Consider the following 17,654-nt stretch of genomic DNA (forward strand, 5'->3'; position numbering starts at 1 on the left):
ATCCTGGTCGAGCAGCTTTCTGACGTGCGTGAACGTAGCTGCTCCCGCCCGCACCCGTGTCTGATGGGACGAACACCTATGACTTCCGCTGTTCCCCTCGATCCCTCGCCGCAAGCGGACATCCACGAGGAGCTCCAGGCCCGCCTGCGGGCCGCCCGGCTCGGCGGCAGCGAGAAGAACCGCCAGAAGCACGAGGCCGCCGGCAAGCTGCTCGTACGCGACCGGCTCCGGCTGCTTCTCGACGACATCGAGGACTTCGAGGACGGCCTGCTCGCCCGGCACGCCGACGGCCTGCCCGCCGACGGCGTGGTCACCTGCATCGGCACCGTCGACGGGCGCCGGGTGTGCGTGATCGCCAACGACTACACGGTCAAGGCCGGCACCTGGGGCAAGCGCACCTTCGAGAAGATCACTCGGATGCAGCTCCTCGCCGACGAGCTGGAACTGCCCCTGGTCTACCTCGTGGACGCGGCGGGGGCCCGCATCGACGAGCAGTTCGAGAGCTACGCCGGCCGCCACGCCTGGGGCAACATCTTCTACAACCAGGTGCAGATCTCCGGCCGGGTCCCGCAGATCTGCGCCCTGTTCGGCCCTTCCCCCGCCGGCTCGGCATACGTGCCCGCCCTGTGCGACGTGATCATCATGGTGCGCGGCACCGCCACCGCCTACATCGGCTCGCCCCGCGTCGCCGAGATGGTGACCGGCGAGTCGGTGTCGCTGGAGGAGATGGGCGGCGCCGACCTGCACAGCCGCGTCTCCGGTCTCAGCGACCTGCTCGCCGAGACCGAGGAGGAGGCCATCGCGGCCATCCGCCTCTACCTCTCCTATCTGCCGTCGAGCTGGCGGTCGACGCCGCCGGTGGCGGCGCCCAGGGAGCCCCGGCCGACCGAGTCGCTGCGCGACATCGTCCCCGAGGACCAGGCCGTCCCGTACGACGTGCGCGAGCTGATCGAGGCCGTCGTCGACTGCGACTCGTTCTTCGAGCACAAGGAGCTGTTCGCGCCCGAGCTGGTGACCGGCTTCGCCCGCTTGAACGGCTCTCCCGTCGGCATCGTGGCCAACCAGTCGGCAGTCAAGGCGGGGGTGCTGTTCAGCGACTCCTCCGACAAGGCGGCCCGGTTCGTCTGGATGTGCAACGCGTACAACGTGCCGCTGCTCTTCCTCATCGACGTCCCCGGCTACATGCTCGGCACGGTGGCCGAGAAGGAGGGCATCATCCGGCACGGGGCGAAGATGCTGTTCGCCGTCGCCGAGAGCCGCGTGCCGAGGATCGCGGTGATCGTCAGGAAGGCCTACGGGGGTGGTTACCTGGGCATGTCGGGCAGTCCGATGAACCCCGACGCGGTACTCGCCCTGCCCACCGCCAAGCCGGCCCTGCTCGGCCCGGAGGCCGCCATCGCCGGCATCCACTACAACCGGGTGATGGCGATCGAGGACGAGAAGGAACGGCAGCAGCTGGTGACCGAGCTGCGCGCCGAGTACGAGCAGCAGATCGACGTCTTCCAGATCGCGAACGAGAACGCCGTGGAGGCCGTCGTCAGCTATGAGGACCTGCGGCGTGAACTGATTCACCGGTTCGACGTCTACCGGCGCAAGCGCAAGACGCCGCCGGCCCGCCGTAACGGTGTCTACCCCGTATGAGAGATCCCGGAGCAGCCACATGAGACCACTCACCGACGCCGCAGGCAGACAGGCCGACCCCGCCGCGGACACTCCCGAACGGGCCGAGCTCCGGACGGAGCTGCGCAGACTCATCGGCGCGACCAGCCCGGTCGACGAGGTGCTCCGCCTCGACGAGCAGGAGCGGTTCGACGACAAACTGCACGAGGCGATGCGCGCGCTCGGGGTGCACGCCATCGGCGGACATCCCGATCACGGCGGGCTGGGCGACATCCGCGACCAGATCGTCGTCATCGAGGAGCTCGCCGCCGGCCCCACCTCCATGGCGGTGCACATGGTGGTGCAGTACATGATCACCCACATCCTGGGCACGCACGGCTCCCCCGAGCAGCGCGAGGAGTGGCTGGACCGGCTCCACACCGGTGCCGTCAAGATGTCCTTCGCGCTGTCGGAGCCCGGTGGCGGCACTGACATCGCCCGCGCCATGCGCACCACCGCGCGGCGCGACGGCGACGGATGGGTGCTGTCCGGCCAGAAGACGTGGATCTCAGGAGCGCTGCGGGCGGACGCGCTCATCGTGCTGGCCAGGACCGCACCGGTCCAGGGGTCGTCAGTGGACGGCGTGACTATGTTCCTGATGCCCGCGGGCACGCCCGGCCTGCAGATCCGCGAGCTGCCCACGGTCGCCGTGCACGGGCTCGACACCTGCGAGGTGTTCTTCGACGACGTGGCGCTGCCGGGCGACGCGGTCATCGGCGACGTCGGCTCCGGTTTCCGTCAGGTGGTCTCGACGCTGAACCGGGAACGGATCAACGCCGCCGCGGGCTCGATCGGCGCGGCCACCGGCGCTCTCGACTTCGCCGTGGAGTACGCGCGAGAGCGGGCCGCGTTCGGCTCGACCCTGGGCGCCTTCCAGGCCGTGCAGCACCGGCTGGTCGACGGGGCGCTCGCGATCGAGTCCGCGCGCTCGCTGCTGGCCCGCGCGGCGGCCGTCGAGGCGGCAGGTGGGCGGGCCGACCTGCTGTCGTCCATGGCCAAGATCGCCGCATCGGAGGCGGCCGTCAAGGTCACCCAGGACGGGATGGAGATCCTGGGCGGCGCCGGGTTCAGCCGCGAGTACCCGATGCAGCGCTGGTTCAGGGATGTCCGGCTGTGGGTGTTCGCCCCGCTCGCCAACGACATGGTCCGCAACTACCTGGGCGAGCGGCTGCTGGAGCTCCCCCGCTCGTTCTGACCCGTACGCGGTGAGGGCCGGTCCCGGGTGGGACCGGCCCTCGTCGTGTCAGGGCGCCTCGGCGGACATCATCAGCACGCTGGTGAACGTCATCACGTCCTCGTCGCGCTGGTTGAGCACGCGGTACGCGAGCCGTACCACGAACCGGCCCTCCTGCTTGGACGGCCGCACCTCAGCCACCTCCACCACCGCCCTGATCGTGTCGCCGATCAGCACGGGGGCGAGCGCGCGCAGGTCGTGCATGCCGAGCCAGGCCGTGGTCCGGTCGCCGTCGATGACGTCCGTCTGCGTGCTGAGCCCGAGCGCGAGGGCCAGCGTGAGCGGCCCGTGCGCGATCCGCTCCCCGAACCGGCTGCGCGCGGCGTACTCGCGGTCGGTGTGGATCGGCAGCCAGTCGCCGGTGAGCGAGGCCCACGAGACGACGTGGGACTCGGTGACGGTGGTGGCCTGCGTGGTGACGGTGTCACCGGGGCGGAGGTAGCCGGGGAGCGTGGTCACGATGTCTCCTGTCGATAGCGGACGACGCCGTCCTGTTCCGTGCGGGTGCACCGGCCGGTGACGGCCAGCAGTTCCAGGTGGGCCGCGGTCTCGCAGACGGCGAGCATCCGGTTGACCGGGTCGAGTTCGCTCAACCGGCGCTCGCGCCTGGTCCAGCCCAGGCCGCCGGCGATCTCGTACGCGGTGCGCGGCCGGCTGCCGAGCAGGGCCGCACACGCGTCCAGCCGTTGCTCGTGATGGGCCAGCAGCTCGGCGGCCCGCGCGTGCGTGCTGGAGGTCACCGGCCCGTGTGCCGGAAGCATGAGCCGGTCGGGCAGGGCGAGGACAGCCCGCAGCGACTCCATGAAGTCGCGCAGCGGCAGCCTGCCTCCCCTGCTCTCGTACCCGATCGAGGGGGTGATCTGCGGCAGCACGTGGTCGCCGGTGAACAGCAGGCCCCGGTCCGCGTCGTCGAAGACGAGGTGACCGACGGTGTGGCCGGGGGTGTGGAGGGCGCGCAGCCGGGCGCGGCCCACCTCGAACAGCCGCCCGTCGGCGACCCACTCGTCGGGTGCCTCCCATTTGGCGGGATCGGAGTCGTCGCCGTAGCCGATCGCGTCCAGCGCCCGGATCACGTCGTCGCCGCCGTGCCGGCGGAGCTGGGCGATCTGGGCGGCGCCCTCCTTCTCCTCACCGGCGCTCAGCACCTCCAGGGAGTGCCGCTCGTGTTCGCCGAGGCGGAGCCTGCACCCGGTCTCTCCGCGCAGGGTCACGCCCTGTGAGTAGTGGTCGTGATGGATGTGGGTGACCAGGATGTCCGACACATCGCCCACCTTGTACGAGAGAGCCGCCAGCGCGTCGCCGAGCAGGGCCCGGGACTCGGGCACGGCCCAGCCCGCGTCGATGAGGGTCAGCCCGTGCTCGCCCTCCACGACGTACACGTTGACCGCCCGGAGGCCGTCCTCGGGGATCGGCAGCGGGATGCGGTGCACTCCCGAGGCGACACGGTAGACGCCGGGCTCCTCCCAGGCGCGGCGGTCCGCATCGTCGATCCGCTCAGCGCGCCTCATGGCACCGGCCCCACCGGCGTGTATGCGTGCTTCAGCGCCAACACCTCCGAACAATCGAGCGTTCGTTGCAGAGTGGCCTGCCCCTGTGCGGAGAAGGCCGCACAGCTATACTAGCGATCGTTCGTTCGTAATGGGAAGGAGACCCCTATGGGGCTGTGGTACGAGGAGCTCACGCCGGGGCTGGTGATCGAGCACCCGATCAGGAGGACCGTCACCGAGTCGGACAACGTCCTGTTCAGCACGCTGACCATGAACCCGCAGCCTCTCCACCTGGACGAGGAGTTCGCCAAGGAGTCGGAGTTCGGCACCCGGGTCGTGAACGGCCTGTTCACGCTCTCTCTGGTGATCGGCCTGAGCGTGACCGACATCTCGCTGGGCACCACGGTCGCCAACCTCGGCTACGAGGTGGTCGAGATGCCGGCCCCGGTCTTCCACGGCGACACCATCCGCGTGGTCTCCACCGTCCTGGAGGCTCGCGAGTCGAAGTCCCGCCCCACCCAGGGGATCGTCAAGCTGGAGCACCGGGGCCTGAACCAGCGCGATGAGCTGGTCAGCCGGGTGGTGCGCAGCGCCCTCTTCCACCGGCGGCCCGCCGCCTAGAGCGTTCCCTCCGCACGGTAACCGCGGACGTACCGGGCGGGCGTGTCCCGTTCGGAAACGGGCGTCCGCTGGTTACCGTGATGGTGCGCTTGCTCCCCTCGTGCGGAAACTTCCGTTGACGACCGAAGGGGCCTCGTGCATGGACACGGTGACCGAGCTGAGCTGCGACGTTCGTGAGCTGGTCGACCGGCGCCTGGCGGGATTGCTCGATCAAGAGGTCGGGCGGCTGGGTTTTCTGGACGAGGCGGACATAAGCCTGGTGCGGGAGTTCCTGACCTCGTTCGTGCTGGAGGGCGGGAAGAGGTTGCGGCCGGCGTTCGTGTACTGGGGGTATCGGGCGGCCGGGGGTGAGGGGGCGGCGGCGGTGGTGCCCGCGGCCTGCGCGGTGGAGCTGGTGCACGCGGCGGCGCTGCTGCTGGACGACGTGATGGACGAGGCGGGGACGCGGCGCGGCCGGCCGGCGGCGCATGTGGCGCTGGCGGGGCTGCATCGGCGGTCCGGGTGGCGGGGGGACGCCGGAAGGTTCGGGGAGTCGGCGGCGACGCTGCTCGCGCTGCTGGCGTTGAGCTGGGCCGACGCCGCCCTGCTGGAGACCGGGGCGCGGCTCGGGGCGGCGCTCGACGTGCTGACCCGGATGCGGGTGGAGGCGGTCGGCGGGCAGTATCTGGATCTCACCCGGGCGGCCGGGGGCGGCGATGACCGGGCGGGCGTGATCTCGCTGTACAAGTCGGGCAAGTACACCGTCGAGCGGCCCCTGCACCTGGGGCACGCCGTCGCGGGCGGCTGCCCGGGGACGCGGCGGCTGCTGACCTCGTACGCGCTGCCGCTGGGGGAGGCGTTCCAGCTCAGGGACGATGTGGAGGGCGTGTTCGGGGATCCGGCGCGGACCGGGAAGCCCGCCGGGGCGGACCTGCTGCAGGGCAAGGCGACCTATCTGCTCGCCTGGGCCCGCCGGGAGACGGGGAGTCCGCTGCTGGACGACATCGCCGATCAGCGCGGGGTGGCCGTCGCGAAAGACCTGATGGTGGCGTGCGGGGCGCGGGAGGCGGCGGAGCGGCGCATCTCAGCGCTGGTCGAGGAGGCCGTGGCGGCGCTGGACCGGCCGCCGGGCGTGCCGCCGGACGCCCGGGTGGCGCTGGCCGAGCTGGCCGTGCTCGCCACGGAGGAGAAGTCGTGATGGGGCCGGTGGTCGTCGTCGGAGCGGGGCTGGGCGGGCTGGCGGCGGCCGTCCGCCTGGCCGCCGCCGGTCGTGAAGTCACCGTGGTCGAGGCTCTGGAGGAGCCGGGCGGGTGCTGCGGGACCGCGCGTGTTGGGCCGTACCGGTTCGACACGGGGCCGTCGGTGCTGACCATGCCCGGGGTGCTGGCCGAGATCTTCGGGGCGGCCGGGCAGGAGCTGCGGGACTGGGTGCCGCTGCGACGGCTGGATCCCTCGTACCGGATGGTCTTCCACGACGGGTCGCGGCTGGATGTGCGGCCGGAGCGCGAGGCGATGATCGAGCAGGTGCGTGCGGTGTGCGGGGCCGCGGAGGCGGCCCGCTACGCGCGCTACCGGCGGCTGCTGGACGAGCTGTTCCGGGTCGAGTGGCCGCTGTTCATCGACGCGGACGTGACCCGGCTGCGCGCGCTGGCCCGGCCGGTCGCGCTGCTGCGGCTGGCCGCGCTGGGCGGGTTCCGTCGGCTGGACCGGCTGGCGGCCTGTCATCTGCGGGATCCGCGGCTGATCAGGGCGCACACGTTCCAGGCCCTGTACGTGGGGCTGTCGCCGCAGCGGGCTCTGGGGGTGTACGCGGTCGTCGCGCACATGGACACCGTCGGCGGCGTGTACTTCCCGGAGCGCGGCGGCATGCACGCCATCCCGGCGGCCCTGGCGGCGCTGCTGGAGAAGCTGGGCGGGAGCGTCCGCTACGGCGCGTCTGCCCGGAGGGTCGAGACGGACGGCGACGGCGTCACCGGGGTGCTGCTGGAGGACGGCGAGCGGCTGGCCGCGTCGCAGGTGGTCGTCGCGTGCGATCGGCTGGCGGCCCGGCGGATGCTGCCAGCTCTCGCGGACGACTGGCGGCTGCGGCGCCCTCGCCACTCGCCGTCCTGCCTGGTCATGCATGTCGGGCTGGAGCGGCCGTTCGAGGGGCAGGCGCACCATACGCTCCACTTCGGGCGGGCCTGGCGGGAGACGTTCCGGGCACTGGAGGCGGGCAGGCCGCAACCCGACCCGAGCCTGCTGGTCACCTGCCCGGAGCCGGACGAGCACGCCACGCTCAGCGTCCTCGAACCGGCGCCCAACCTGCGCCACGGCGGCTGGGGCCGGCTCCGCCCCCGGCTGGAGGAGCGGCTGCTGAGCCGGATGGCCGAGCTCGGCTACGGCGACCTCGCGGGCGCGCCCCGGCTGGTCCTCGACCCGCCCGCCTGGAAAGCGCGCGGGCACACCGTCGGCACCCCGTTCGCGCTCGACCACCGCTTCACCCAGACGGCCTGGCTGCGGCCGTCCGCCGTGGCCCGCCGGGTGCCGGGGCTGCACTTCGCCGGCATGTACACCGCGCCCGGCGTCGGGGTGCCGCCGGTGCTGATCTCCGGCCGGCTCGCCGCCGAACGGATACTCAAGGAGGGCCGTTGACGCTCACCGCCAGCTACGAACACTGCCGGCGGCTGCACGCCCGCCACGGCCGGTCCTACTACCTGGCGACCCGGCTGCTGCCGCGGTGGAAGCGGCGGCATGTGCATGCTCTGTACGGGTTCGCCCGGTACGCCGACGAGCTGGTCGACTCCTTCACGGCCGCAGATCCGTCAGGCGCGCTCGACGCCCTGGCCGACGACGTCGAGGCCGGGCTGGCGGGGGCGCGGGCGGGCGGGCCGGTGCTGCCGGCGTTCCTGCACACCGTCCAGGCTTTCGGGATCGATCACGACGACATCCGGCTCTTCCTGGCGTCGATGCGCGCCGACCTGTCGGTGACCCGGTACGAGACCTACGACGACCTGCTCGGCTACATGGCGGGATCGGCCGTCGCCATCGGCACGATGATGCTGCCGGTGCTGGAGCCGCTGCCCGGCCGCGAGGCTTCGGCCCGCGAGCCCGCCCGTCAGCTCGGCCTGGCCTTCCAGCTCACCAACTTCCTGCGCGACGTCGGCGAGGACTACGTGCGGGGGCGGGTCTACCTGCCGCTGGAGGACATGGACAAGTTCGGGGTCTCTCCGGACGAGCTGGGTGCCCGCCGTACCTCGCCTGCGCTGCGGGAGCTGCTGGCGTTCGAGGCGGGGCGCGCCCGGGACCACTACCGCGCCGCCGCCCCCGGCATCGGGATGCTCGTCGCCTCGTCGCGGCCCTGCCTGCGGGCCGCTTTCGACCTGTACGGGGGGATTCTCGACGAGATCGAGCGGCGCGGCTTCGAGGTGCTTGAGGAGCGGGTACGGGTGCCGCGGCTGCACCGGGCTGCCCTGTTCGCCCGGCAGCTGCTGGCCTCCGCCGAGGCGGGGCGGGCCGAGCTCCGCGTCAGCATGGAACTCTCATGACCCCGCCCGTGGTCCTGGACGCGATGGGCGGAGATCACGGGCCTGCTGAGACGGTGGCCGGGGCGGTGGCGGCGTGGCGGGGGCACGGGGTGCCTGTCCTGCTCGTGGGTGACCGGGAGCGGGTGGAGTCCGAAGTGCGGCGGCACGGTGCCGGCGGGGAGATCGGGGTGGTGCACGCCTCCGACGCCGTGCCGATGGCCGAGCCCGGGGCCGCCGCCTCGACGCTGACGGCCACGAGCCTGGCCGTGGGGTGCGAGCTGGTCGGGCGGGGTGAGGGCGGGGCGTTCGTGTCCGCCGGGTCCACCGGTGCGGTGGTCTCGTGCGCGGTGCGCGGCATCGGCCGGGCCGGCGGGGTGCTGCGGCCCGCGCTGGCGGTGGCGCTGCCCTCGCTGCGGGGCGGGGCGAGCGTGCTGGTGGACGCGGGGGCGACGGCTGATCCGAGTCCGGCGATGGTGGCCCAGTTCGCGCTGCTGGGCGCGGGGTACGCGCGAGCGGTGCTCGGTCGTACGGATCCTTCGGTGGGGTTGCTGTCGATCGGGTCCGAACCTGGAAAGGGGAACCGGCTGACGCGGCGGGCCGCCGAGCTGATCGCCGCCCTGCCGCTGCGGTTCCACGGGAACGTCGAAGGGCACGACGTGCTGGCCGGGACGGTCGATGTGATCGTCACCGACGGGTTCACCGGGAACGTGGTGCTGAAGAACGTCGAAGGCTGCGTCCGTACGGCGCTGGGCATGGTCGCCGAGGCCGGCATCGCGTCCCCGGAACGGCTCGCCGAGGTCGCCCGGCGCTACGACCCGGAGACCCACGGCGGGGCCGCCCTGCTCGGGCTGCGCGGCACCGTCGTCGTCGCGCACGGGTCGTCGCGGGCGGCGACCATCACGCGGGCCTGTGTGGTGGCGTCCGCGCTGGCCGGGCAGGCCGTGGCGGAGCCGGTGCCGTGAACGGGTCAGCGCAGCGGGTCGGTGCCGTCCCAGGTGCCTTCGCTGGCGTACGGGGTGAAGCGGGCGAACAGCTCCTCCGCGTACCAATCGTGCGCCCGCACCCGGTCGATCACCCGCCGATGGGCCTCGCCCTGGTAGGCGAAGTCGCGCACCGACTCCCGATCCCGCCACAGCGAGAACGTCGCCTGCCTCGCCAGCGGCCACTCCCCCATCCCGATCGAGGCCAGACACCCGTCCTGCCGCCGCAGCAACTCCTCCACCGACGGCACCGACCGGTAGAAGGCGACCAGCCGCCGCACCCGGATCGACGCCCTCGTCAACACCGCCACGGGCCAGGGTTCCTCTCCGCAAGCCCGCGCCTGAATGAGGTGGGGGTTTTGGCCGCGAGTCCGCGCCGCCACGGGTTTGCCTCGGGTCTGCGGGGCTGGGGTGGGGAAGGGGTCGTGGCCGGACCAGAGGCCGCGGGAGGTCAGGGGGGAGAGCCGGACCTGCCAGTGTTCGGAGGCCTCGGTGCGCCAGCGGGCGGCGATCGGGGAGGTGCGCAGGAACTCGTCCAAGTCGTGCTCGCCGCGCCAGACCGCGAACAGCGCCCACCGCCGCAGGTCGGCGCCGGGCGACATGGCCCGGCCCCGGCCGGTGCCGAGCAGCCGCCAGAACAGCAGCCCGCCGGCGCGGCGCAGCAGCGGCCGGTCGAAGGCCATGTGCCGCATCTCGCGGACGCTGTCGTACCGGACGAGGTGGAACGACGCGATGGTTGAGGTGGCGGTGTCGGTCATCGCCGGTTACCTGCTCGGCTCGGTGCCGGTGGCGGTGCTGGTGGCGCGGGCGTACGGCGTCGACCCGCGCGAGGTCGGCGACCGCAACCCCGGGTACTGGAACGTCAGGGAACAGCTCGGTGTGCGGGCGGCGGTGCCGGTGTTCGCCGGTGACATGCTGAAGGGCGCGCTGGCCGCCGTGGCAGGGCTGCTGGTCAGCGGCGCGGACACCACGATGGGCTCGGTGTCCGGGGCGAGTGTCGTGCCGGTGTACGCCGCGGTGGCGGCGGCGATGGCCGGGCATGCGTGGCCGGTTTTCGCCGGGTTCCGGGGCGGTCGTTCCATTCTGACCTTCGCGGGCGGGATCGCGGTCATCTGCCCTCCGGCGTTCGCGCTGGCGGTGGCGGCGCTGGCGGGCGCGGCGCTGGCGCTGCGGTCGTTCGCGGTGGGTGCGCGCCTGGCGGTCTTCGGCGTCCCGGTGCTGCAACTGCTGTTCGCGCCGGTGGAGCTGGTGGCGGCGACGGGCGCGCTGATGTGTCTCATCGGTCTCCGCTTCGGCCAGGCCGCTCTGACCGCCCGCCGCCGCTGATGTCCGGGTACGTACGACCTCGCCAGGTTCGTACGGGGCGGAAGGTGGCATGTGTGAGGCGGAACGCGGAGGCGGGGTCGAGCAGCGGCGACAGCAGCAGGCCGACGCCGGGACGGCGGTAGCTGCCGCGCAGGGCGCCCGTCAGGAGGAACCGCGTCCCCAGCAGGGTCAGGTCGAGCGCGGTCGGGCGGCCGGCGACCACGCGGAGCACGGGGAGCGCGCCGGTCAGCCAGAGGAGGGCCAGGTCGGCGGCCTGCCATCCGGAGCCGGTCACGTCGTGGAGCGGCAGCGAGCGGCCCCATTCGCGCCAGAGTTCTCCCACCGAGTCGTGCATGTCCACTTCCAGCAGGCCGCCCGCGTCGAGGAAGCCCACCGTCCAGCCGCGCCGGGCCAGGCAACGGGCCAGCGCCACGTCGTCGGTCATCCGGTCCCGTACGAGGGCGAACCCGTCCACGGCCGTCATCCGGTCCCGCCGGAAGGCGAGGCACTGCCCGTTGGCGACCGTGCGGTGCGGCGGAGGCGGGTCCGGCGGGCCGACGGGACCGAACCGGTAAACCAGTGTCGCCAGCATGGACGCGTGCAGCGCCTGCTCCAGGACGCCGTCGCAGACGAACCGGGGGGCCGCGCTCACCAGGTCGTACCGCTCCAGAGCGCCCGCCATCGCGCCGAACAGGCCGGGTTCGGGCCGGGCGTCGGCGTCCAGCGTGATCACCACATCAGAGGAGGCGGCGGCCACCCCTTGGCGCAGCGCCCACTGCTTGCCCACCCACCCCTCGGGCAGCGGCTCGCCGGTCACGACCTTGGCCCCCATCGACGCCGCCAGCTCGCCCGTACCATCGCTGGAACCGTCGTCGACCACGATCACCTCGTCCACGGCGGGAGCGCCCAGCACGGCCCGCAGGCACGGCCCGATCCGGCGCGCCTCGTCCCGCGCCGGGATCACCACGGAGATCGTCACTCCTACGTTCTGGCGCGCCTGGAGCGGCGCCGACCGCCGCCGCCCCCGCGCCAGCCTCGCCACCGCGACGGCCCCCGCCACCGCCTGTACGAGGGTGAACAGCCTCATCAGTCCCCACCTCCGCCGTGGTTCGGGCCGCTCGACGATTCGGTGGGCGGTCGTTCCCGTACTCGCGTGAGCGGCCTCATACGGCCGCGCCCTCCCCCAGCGAAGGTTCATCGCGTCGCTCCGCCGAAGTCCTGGGCGACGAGGCCGGCCACTATGCGGGCGCCGAGGGTCACCATCGGGAGGCCGCCGCCGGGGTGGGCCGAGCCGCCGACCAGGTAGAGGCCGCGCCGGGGCCCGCGGTTGCCGGGGCGCAGGAAGGACGCGAGCCGTCCCCGGCAGGCGCTGCCGTAGATGGCGCCGCCCCAGGCGCCGTAGCGGTCGCGCAGGTCCGCGGGGGTGAAGACGTCGGCGAAGCGGAGCCGTCCCGACAGGTCGTGGCCGCGCCGGGCGAGCAGTTCCAGGATCAGATCGCGGTACGAGCCGACGCCGATGGGCCAGCGCCCGGGGTCGCGGGCGGGGACGTTGACCAGGATCGTCCAGTTCTCCGCCCCCGCCGGGGCCTGGGTGCCGTCGTCTACGGAGGAGCAGCCGACGTAGATAGTGGGGTCGCGGGGCGGGCGGCCGTGGTCGAAGATGTCGGCGAACTCGCGGGCGTAGTCGGCGGAGAAGAACACGGAGTGGTGCGGCAGCCCCGGCGTGCGCCCCTCCACCCCGGCGAGCACCAGCAGGGCCGACGAAGAGGGCCCCAGGCGGGCGATCCGGCGCAGCCGCCGCCGGTGGGGCAGCAGCCGGCCGTACAGAGCGGCGGCGTCGGTGTTGGCCACCACGACGTCGGCCCGCACCCGTTCCCCGCTCGCCAGCCGCACCCCCGTCACCCGCGGCCCGGCGGTCTCGACGGCGGCGACCGGCTCGGACAGGAACACCTGCACCCCCGCCGCCTTCAGCAGCAGCGCCAGGTCGTCGGCCAGCCGCGCCAGGCCGCCCGGCGCGTACCAGACACCCTGCCCGTGTTCCAGCGCGGGGACGCAGCCCAGCGCGGCGGGCGCCCGGTACGGGCTCGACCCGGCGTAGGTGGCGTACCGGCCGACGTACTGGCGCAGCCGTGGGTCGCGGAAGTAGCGGCGGGCCAGCCCGTCCAGGGTGCGCGCGGGCGCCACGGCGAGCAGGTCGGAGAGCCGGGCCCCGCCGGACGCCCGGATGAGCGGCCCGGCGAAGGCGGTCCGGTCCGCCGCGTCCAGGCAGCGCCGCGCCCAGCCGTGGAAGGCGTGCCAGGCCCTGCCTTCGCCGGGGGCGAGCCGTTCCACCTCGGCGGCCATCCTCTCGGGGTCGCGGTGCGCGTCCAGCACGGTGCCGTCGGCGAACCGGTAGCGGCAGAGCTGGTCCGGCTCGATCAGCTCGCGGTCCAGGCCCAGGTCGCGGAAGAGTGCGGGCATGGTGAGCAGCGACGGCCCCAGGGAGAAGGTGAACCCGTCGCGCCGGTGTTCGGCCAGCTTGCCGCCGAGCCTTTCCAGTCGCTCGTACAGCCGGACCTCGTGCCCCTGCCGGGCGAGCAGCAGCGCGCACGCCATGCCGCCCACCCCGCCGCCGATCACCGTCACCTCGGCCACGGCCGCCTCCAAGCCAGCGCCGCGAACGCGCCCATCGTGATCCCTCCGGCCGCCGCGACCAGCGGGTCCGGCGGGTCGAACACCGCCGCGAAGGCGACCGTCTCCATGACCGCCATGACCCCGTACAAGACCAGCAGCCCGCGCGCCGGCCCCGCGCCGCCCGTGACGCGGCCGACGACGAGCATGACCAGGGCCGACACCAGCAGCCAGCCCGCGAAGTTGCTCAGCGGGATGCCGCGGTAGGGGCCGTGCTCGGCCCACGTCCACAGCCCGAGGCGGACCATCTGCGGGTCGAGGAAGAGGTCCCACGCCGTCAGCGCGCCCGCGCCCACGCACACGCGCGCCCACCCGGCCGGGGCGACGGCGGCGGCGACCGCGTACGCGGCCAGGCCCATGCCGCCCCAGGCCAGCGCCACCACCACAGGAACACCGGCCAGCTGGGGCCGGAGCATGGCGGTGTAGGCGTAGTCGCCGAACGGGAAGCCGGTCAGCAGCCCGACCACCTCGGCCGCGTACCCGGTCAGCACGGCGGCGCCGAACGCGGCGATCGCCCGGCGCAGGCCCCACTCACCGGCGGCGAAGGCGACGGCGCTCACGGCCAGCAGCACCACGATCAGCGCGGTGAACCGCTCCGGGCGCGCGGCCAGCCCGGACGCCACCTGCGCCACCACCATGGCGAGCAGGGCGGGCACACCGAACGCGCGGGACGGCCTCAGGGCCGCCCCGCGCGCTTGTCCGCCCGGCGTCAGTTCCACACGTGTGTCTTTCGGAGAGGTCATCGGTGCTTCTGCCCGGCCATGTCCCAAGCCGACCTCATGACAAGGTCGACGTCAGGGCAGGATCATTCGTACGGGCAGGTCAGGCGTGCAGGCCGGGGCTGCGGGCAGCTGAGGGGCATGGCTGGGGAGCACGGTTGCGGCAGGCCGCGGGTGGCGGTGTCGAGATGCCTGCTGGGCGAGCCCGTACGGCACAACGGGAACCACAGCCGGGCCCGCTACCTCACCGACGAGCTGGCGCCGTTCGTGGACTGGGTGCCGATCTGCCCGGAGATGGAGATCGGGCTGGGCACGCCCCGGGAGTCGCTGCGGCTCGTCCGTTCTCCTGGCGGGCCCCGGCTCGTGGGCCGAGGCAGCGGCCTCGATCACACGCCCGCCATGACCGCGCTGGCCGCCGAGCGGTCGGCCGGGCTGGACGCCGACGGGTACGTGTTCAAGTCCAAGAGCCCGAGCTGCGGCATCCACGGCATTCCGCTGTACGCGGGGGAGGCGTCGCTGGATCGGCACAACCGGGGGCTGTTCGCCGGGGCGGTGATCGACGACCATCCGCTGCTGCCCGTCGAGGACGAGGGGCGGCTCAACGACGCGGTCCTGCGGGAGGCGTTCACCGAGCGGATCTTCGCCCACGCGCGCCTGCGGGAGCTGCTGCGGAGCGACTGGCGGCCCCGTGACCTGGTGGACTTCCAGTCCCGGCACAAGATGCAGCTGCTCGCCCACTCCACCGAGGGCTACCGCGAGACCGGCCGTGTGGCCGCCGGGGCGGGCACCCGGCCGCGCGCGGAGCTCGCCGAGGCGTACGAGACGGCGTTCCGCACGGCGCTGGCGGTGCGGTCGACGGTCGGGCGGAACGTCAACGTGCTGCAGCACTGCCTGGGCATGCTGGGCAACGAACTGGATCCGGTCCGCCGCGCCGACCTGGCCGAGGTGATCGCCTCGTACGCCGTGCGGCGGGTGGCGCTCAGTGTGCCGATCGCGCTGCTCCGCCACCACGCCCGCAGCGAGGCCGCCACCTACGTCCAGAACCAGACCTATTTCCTCCCGTACCCGGACGAGCTGGGCCTGCGTAACCACGTCGTGGGGTGAAGCAGGCCGCTCCGGGTAGGCGCAGGTCATGGCCGATAAGCGCAAGAAGGAACCGTCGGTGGGCGACGAGGTCACCTGGCGGAGCCACGGCTCCACCGCCCACGGCAAGGTCGAGAAGAAGCTCACCAGCAGGCAGGAGGAGGCCGGCCGCACCGTCGCCGCCTCCCCCGAGGAGCCTCAGTACGTGGTGCGCAGCGACAAGAGCGGCAAGAAGGCCGTGCACAAGCCGTCGGCCCTGCGCCCGGAGAAGGACTCGTGACCGAGGAGGAGCGGATCGCCGACGAGTTCGGCCAGGCGGTGAACATGACCGCCAAGGAGCTGGAGAGCTGGCTCGCCACCGACGAGTCCAAGTCGGTGGGCCAGAAGGACGACGGCGGCGAGTCCACCGGGCACGAGTCCGGCCGCAGGATCGTCGAGCTGCTGCACGCCAAGAAGTCGTCGCTCACCGAGCAGGACTACGCGCACATGCGCAAGGTGGTCGGCTACATCCACCGGCACCTGGCCCAGCGGCCGTCCGGCGACGTGCGGGAGACCCGGTGGCGCTACTCGCTGATGAACTGGGGGCACGACCCGCTCAAATGACCGGGCGCCTGTCACAGGGCCCGGTGAGAAATGGCCGTGCGGAGCACGGGGGGGTCGAGCCCGGGGCATGACTCTTGTCATATGCCACCTATGACGGGTTCATACGACTCCGGTGACGGGGGCCTCTACACCGGTGCCCCGCTCTTTCGAGACGATCAGATCATGACGAAGAGCACGAAGACCTCCCCCAACTGGAAGCACGGCCTCGCCGGCGGTCTGGCCCTCGGCATGGGCCTCGGCGTCGCCCTGGACAACCTCCTCCTGGGCATCGCCCTGACTCTCTGCTTCGGCACCGCTCTCGCGTACGCGCTGGCGCCGCGCGAGCAGGACGCCGGCTGAACCGCCACGCGCTCCCGCCGAGCGTGAGCTGCGACCGCCTGTCCCACTCGCTCCCCTCGCCTCATAGCCGGATCATCGCCCTCGACGCGCTGCGGTCTTCATCAACATTCCGCAGACCGTGTTCGCGTACGCGGGTCAGCTGCCCGACGTGCTGCGGCTGTTCTTCATGGGCCGGTTCTATCTGCTGTTCGGGGTGGGGTTCGACATCTTCCTGCGCTCGGCTGCGCTACGTTCCGGGCAGCCCAGGATGCTGCTCCTGAGACGGTTCGCCGCGCTGGGCGTGCTCCATCTGCTGCAGCCGGGCTGCCGTTCGCCGTCGCCTGGCTGCTCCCGCTCAGCTACCTGCCCCGCCGGGCGCTGCTCCCGCGGCCCTCGTGTTGACCGTGGCGGGGGTCCCGGCCGGGGTGGGCGCTGCTGCCCGGCCTGTTCGCGCTCGGCTTCGCGCTGGCGGAGCTTTGGGTGCACGAGACGCTCGACGACCATCCCGGCCGCCTGGTCGTCCTGGCGACGCGCCGGTGGCCGAGGTCCTGCGCCGTGACGCGCTGGCGGCCGCAGTCCTGATCATCCTCAGCACAGCCCGCCTGCTGTTCATCCCCGACGACCCCCGCGTGATCGCGCTGCCCGGGGGCGTCGGTCAGCGTGACGGCGGCGTTCGACGACGCCGGTTTCGCGGTGGCGGTACGCAACACCCGGCCCGCCCGCGCCCCGCCGCCCCCGGCCAGGGCCTGATGGCGCCCGGGGTCACGCGGCGGCTCATCGCGGAGTTCGCCCGCACCTCGAAACGGCCACGCGCGCTGAAGCCACTGCCCGGGCTGACCGCGCGGGAGCACGACACTCTGATGCTCATCGCCCGGGGGCTGTCCAACCTGGAGATCGCCGAGAGCCTCACCGTGAGCGTCTCGATGGTTAAAACGCACGTGGCCAATCTGCCGGCCAAGATCGGGTGCCGGGATCGCGTGCAGGCGATCATCTACGCGTACGAGCACGGCGCATGACTCTTGTCATATGACTCCTATGACGGGTTCATACGACTCTGGTGACGGGTGCCTCTACACCGGTACCCCGCACATTCGAGACGATCTAGTCATGGCAAACAACAAGAACATCGTTCCCAACTCCTCCCTCATCCTCGTCAGCGGCCTGGCCCTCACCATGGGCCTCGTGGTCACCCCCATCAACCCCGTCCTCGGCATCTCCATGATCTTCGGCTTCAGCAGCACCCTCGCCTACGCCCTCTGGCAGCGAAAGCAGAACGCCGCCGCCGTCCGCCGGTGATGCGGGCTCTGTCTCAGCGAGAGATGCGGCCGCCGGGCGAAATACGGGTGCCCAGACCGCCGGAGACGGGCGGACCGTCGAGATCGCGGCAGTGCGGAGGGGTCTGTCCAGTAAACGGTGTAACTCGATCTTGAATGGTTCTATCGGATGGTCGGGGTCAGGCGGCCTTCGAAAGTGATGGCGAAGGCGTTCAG

Annotated in this window: 20 protein-coding genes; 14 read left to right on the forward strand and 6 right to left on the reverse strand. The window is 72.6% G+C overall.

Annotation, left to right across the window (positions count from 1 at the left end; all coding sequences use genetic code 11):
• Positions 1-78 precede the first annotated feature (78 nt).
• Both AB0J42_RS34350 and AB0J42_RS34355 read left to right on the forward strand, forming a co-directional pair.
• On the forward strand, positions 79-1,641 hold the full coding sequence (locus AB0J42_RS34350) for an acyl-CoA carboxylase subunit beta (RefSeq protein ID WP_364302023.1): 1,563 nt from the start codon (positions 79-81) through the stop codon (positions 1,639-1,641).
• Positions 1,642-1,660: 19 nt separating this feature from the next.
• On the forward strand, positions 1,661-2,854 hold the full coding sequence (locus tag AB0J42_RS34355; RefSeq protein ID WP_364302026.1) for an acyl-CoA dehydrogenase family protein: 1,194 nt from the start codon (positions 1,661-1,663) through the stop codon (positions 2,852-2,854).
• Between the two features lie 48 nt (positions 2,855-2,902).
• On the opposite strand, the gene AB0J42_RS34360 is transcribed toward AB0J42_RS34355, so the two are convergent.
• Together AB0J42_RS34360 and AB0J42_RS34365 are read right to left on the reverse strand one after the other, a co-directional pair.
• On the reverse strand, positions 2,903-3,352 hold the full coding sequence (locus AB0J42_RS34360) for a MaoC/PaaZ C-terminal domain-containing protein (RefSeq protein ID WP_364302027.1): 450 nt from the start codon (positions 3,350-3,352) through the stop codon (positions 2,903-2,905).
• The gene (locus AB0J42_RS34365) at positions 3,349-4,401 is read right to left on the reverse strand and encodes an MBL fold metallo-hydrolase (protein WP_364302029.1); all 1,053 of its coding nucleotides are present in this window, start codon (positions 4,399-4,401) and stop codon (positions 3,349-3,351) included. The genes AB0J42_RS34360 and AB0J42_RS34365 overlap by 4 nt, the downstream gene beginning before the upstream one ends.
• A gap of 147 nt (positions 4,402-4,548) precedes the next feature.
• Between AB0J42_RS34365 and AB0J42_RS34370 the strand changes: the two genes are divergently transcribed.
• The 5 genes from AB0J42_RS34370 (at position 4,549) to AB0J42_RS34390 (ending at position 9,448) form a co-directional block, all read left to right on the forward strand.
• Positions 4,549-5,001 (forward strand): MaoC family dehydratase, encoded by a 453-nt coding sequence (locus tag AB0J42_RS34370; RefSeq protein ID WP_364302031.1) that lies wholly within the window; start codon positions 4,549-4,551, stop codon positions 4,999-5,001.
• A 139-nt stretch (positions 5,002-5,140) separates the two neighbouring features.
• Positions 5,141-6,178 carry a polyprenyl synthetase family protein gene (locus tag AB0J42_RS34375; protein ID WP_364302033.1) on the forward strand — a complete coding sequence of 346 codons (1,038 nt, stop codon included), beginning with the start codon at positions 5,141-5,143 and terminating at the stop codon, positions 6,176-6,178.
• Positions 6,178-7,614, forward strand: coding sequence for a phytoene desaturase family protein (gene crtI / locus AB0J42_RS34380; protein ID WP_364302065.1), 1,437 nt, complete (start codon positions 6,178-6,180; stop codon positions 7,612-7,614). The genes AB0J42_RS34375 and crtI (AB0J42_RS34380) overlap by 1 nt, the downstream gene beginning before the upstream one ends.
• Positions 7,611-8,507, forward strand: coding sequence for a phytoene/squalene synthase family protein (locus AB0J42_RS34385; protein ID WP_364302035.1), 897 nt, complete (start codon positions 7,611-7,613; stop codon positions 8,505-8,507). Before crtI (AB0J42_RS34380) ends, AB0J42_RS34385 begins: the two co-directional genes overlap by 4 nt.
• Positions 8,504-9,448 carry a phosphate acyltransferase PlsX gene (locus tag AB0J42_RS34390; RefSeq protein ID WP_364302037.1) on the forward strand — a complete coding sequence of 315 codons (945 nt, stop codon included), beginning with the start codon at positions 8,504-8,506 and terminating at the stop codon, positions 9,446-9,448. Before AB0J42_RS34385 ends, AB0J42_RS34390 begins: the two co-directional genes overlap by 4 nt.
• 5 nt (positions 9,449-9,453) lie before the next feature.
• Here AB0J42_RS34390 and AB0J42_RS34395 read toward each other — a convergent pair whose 3' ends face one another.
• Positions 9,454-10,224 carry a spheroidene monooxygenase gene (locus tag AB0J42_RS34395; RefSeq protein ID WP_364302039.1) on the reverse strand — a complete coding sequence of 257 codons (771 nt, stop codon included), beginning with the start codon at positions 10,222-10,224 and terminating at the stop codon, positions 9,454-9,456.
• Between AB0J42_RS34395 and AB0J42_RS34400 the strand changes: the two genes are divergently transcribed.
• A complete protein-coding gene (locus AB0J42_RS34400; RefSeq protein ID WP_364302041.1) occupies positions 10,199-10,792 on the forward strand; it encodes a glycerol-3-phosphate acyltransferase in 594 nt (197 codons plus the stop codon). The two genes, AB0J42_RS34395 and AB0J42_RS34400, sit on opposite strands and share 26 nt — an antisense overlap.
• Here the strand turns inward: AB0J42_RS34400 and AB0J42_RS34405 are convergent.
• The 3 genes from AB0J42_RS34405 to AB0J42_RS34415 all read right to left on the reverse strand — a co-directional run bounded on the left by AB0J42_RS34405 (position 10,743) and on the right by AB0J42_RS34415 (position 14,160).
• Positions 10,743-11,858: a glycosyltransferase family 2 protein gene (locus AB0J42_RS34405; RefSeq protein WP_364302043.1), complete on the reverse strand. Its 1,116-nt coding sequence runs from the start codon at positions 11,856-11,858 to the stop codon at positions 10,743-10,745. The two genes, AB0J42_RS34400 and AB0J42_RS34405, sit on opposite strands and share 50 nt — an antisense overlap.
• Before the next feature lie 107 nt (positions 11,859-11,965).
• Positions 11,966-13,405: a phytoene desaturase family protein gene (gene crtI / locus AB0J42_RS34410; protein ID WP_364302046.1), complete on the reverse strand. Its 1,440-nt coding sequence runs from the start codon at positions 13,403-13,405 to the stop codon at positions 11,966-11,968.
• Positions 13,393-14,160, reverse strand: coding sequence for a carotenoid biosynthesis protein (locus AB0J42_RS34415; RefSeq protein ID WP_364302049.1), 768 nt, complete (start codon positions 14,158-14,160; stop codon positions 13,393-13,395). The genes crtI (AB0J42_RS34410) and AB0J42_RS34415 overlap by 13 nt, the downstream gene beginning before the upstream one ends.
• Positions 14,161-14,301: 141 nt before the next feature.
• Here AB0J42_RS34415 and AB0J42_RS34420 point away from each other — a divergent pair, with 141 nt between their 5' ends.
• From AB0J42_RS34420 to AB0J42_RS34445, 6 genes are all read left to right on the forward strand, one after another.
• Positions 14,302-15,264: a DUF523 and DUF1722 domain-containing protein gene (locus AB0J42_RS34420; protein ID WP_364302051.1), complete on the forward strand. Its 963-nt coding sequence runs from the start codon at positions 14,302-14,304 to the stop codon at positions 15,262-15,264.
• Between the two features lie 28 nt (positions 15,265-15,292).
• Positions 15,293-15,523: a DUF2945 domain-containing protein gene (locus AB0J42_RS34425; RefSeq protein ID WP_364302053.1), complete on the forward strand. Its 231-nt coding sequence runs from the start codon at positions 15,293-15,295 to the stop codon at positions 15,521-15,523.
• Positions 15,520-15,846 (forward strand): DUF3140 domain-containing protein, encoded by a 327-nt coding sequence (locus tag AB0J42_RS34430; RefSeq protein ID WP_364302055.1) that lies wholly within the window; start codon positions 15,520-15,522, stop codon positions 15,844-15,846. Before AB0J42_RS34425 ends, AB0J42_RS34430 begins: the two co-directional genes overlap by 4 nt.
• A 162-nt stretch (positions 15,847-16,008) precedes the next feature.
• Entirely contained in the window at positions 16,009-16,185 is a 177-nt protein-coding gene (locus AB0J42_RS34435) for a hypothetical protein (protein ID WP_364302057.1), read from the forward strand.
• 515 nt (positions 16,186-16,700) lie between these two features.
• On the forward strand, positions 16,701-17,180 hold the full coding sequence (locus AB0J42_RS34440) for a LuxR C-terminal-related transcriptional regulator (RefSeq protein ID WP_364302059.1): 480 nt from the start codon (positions 16,701-16,703) through the stop codon (positions 17,178-17,180).
• Between the two features lie 91 nt (positions 17,181-17,271).
• Positions 17,272-17,460 carry a hypothetical protein gene (locus tag AB0J42_RS34445; protein WP_364302061.1) on the forward strand — a complete coding sequence of 63 codons (189 nt, stop codon included), beginning with the start codon at positions 17,272-17,274 and terminating at the stop codon, positions 17,458-17,460.
• Positions 17,461-17,654 lie beyond the last annotated feature (194 nt).

The organism is Nonomuraea sp. NPDC049649 (assembly GCF_040675175.1).
Taxonomy (GTDB): Bacteria; Actinomycetota; Actinomycetes; order Streptosporangiales; family Streptosporangiaceae; genus Nonomuraea.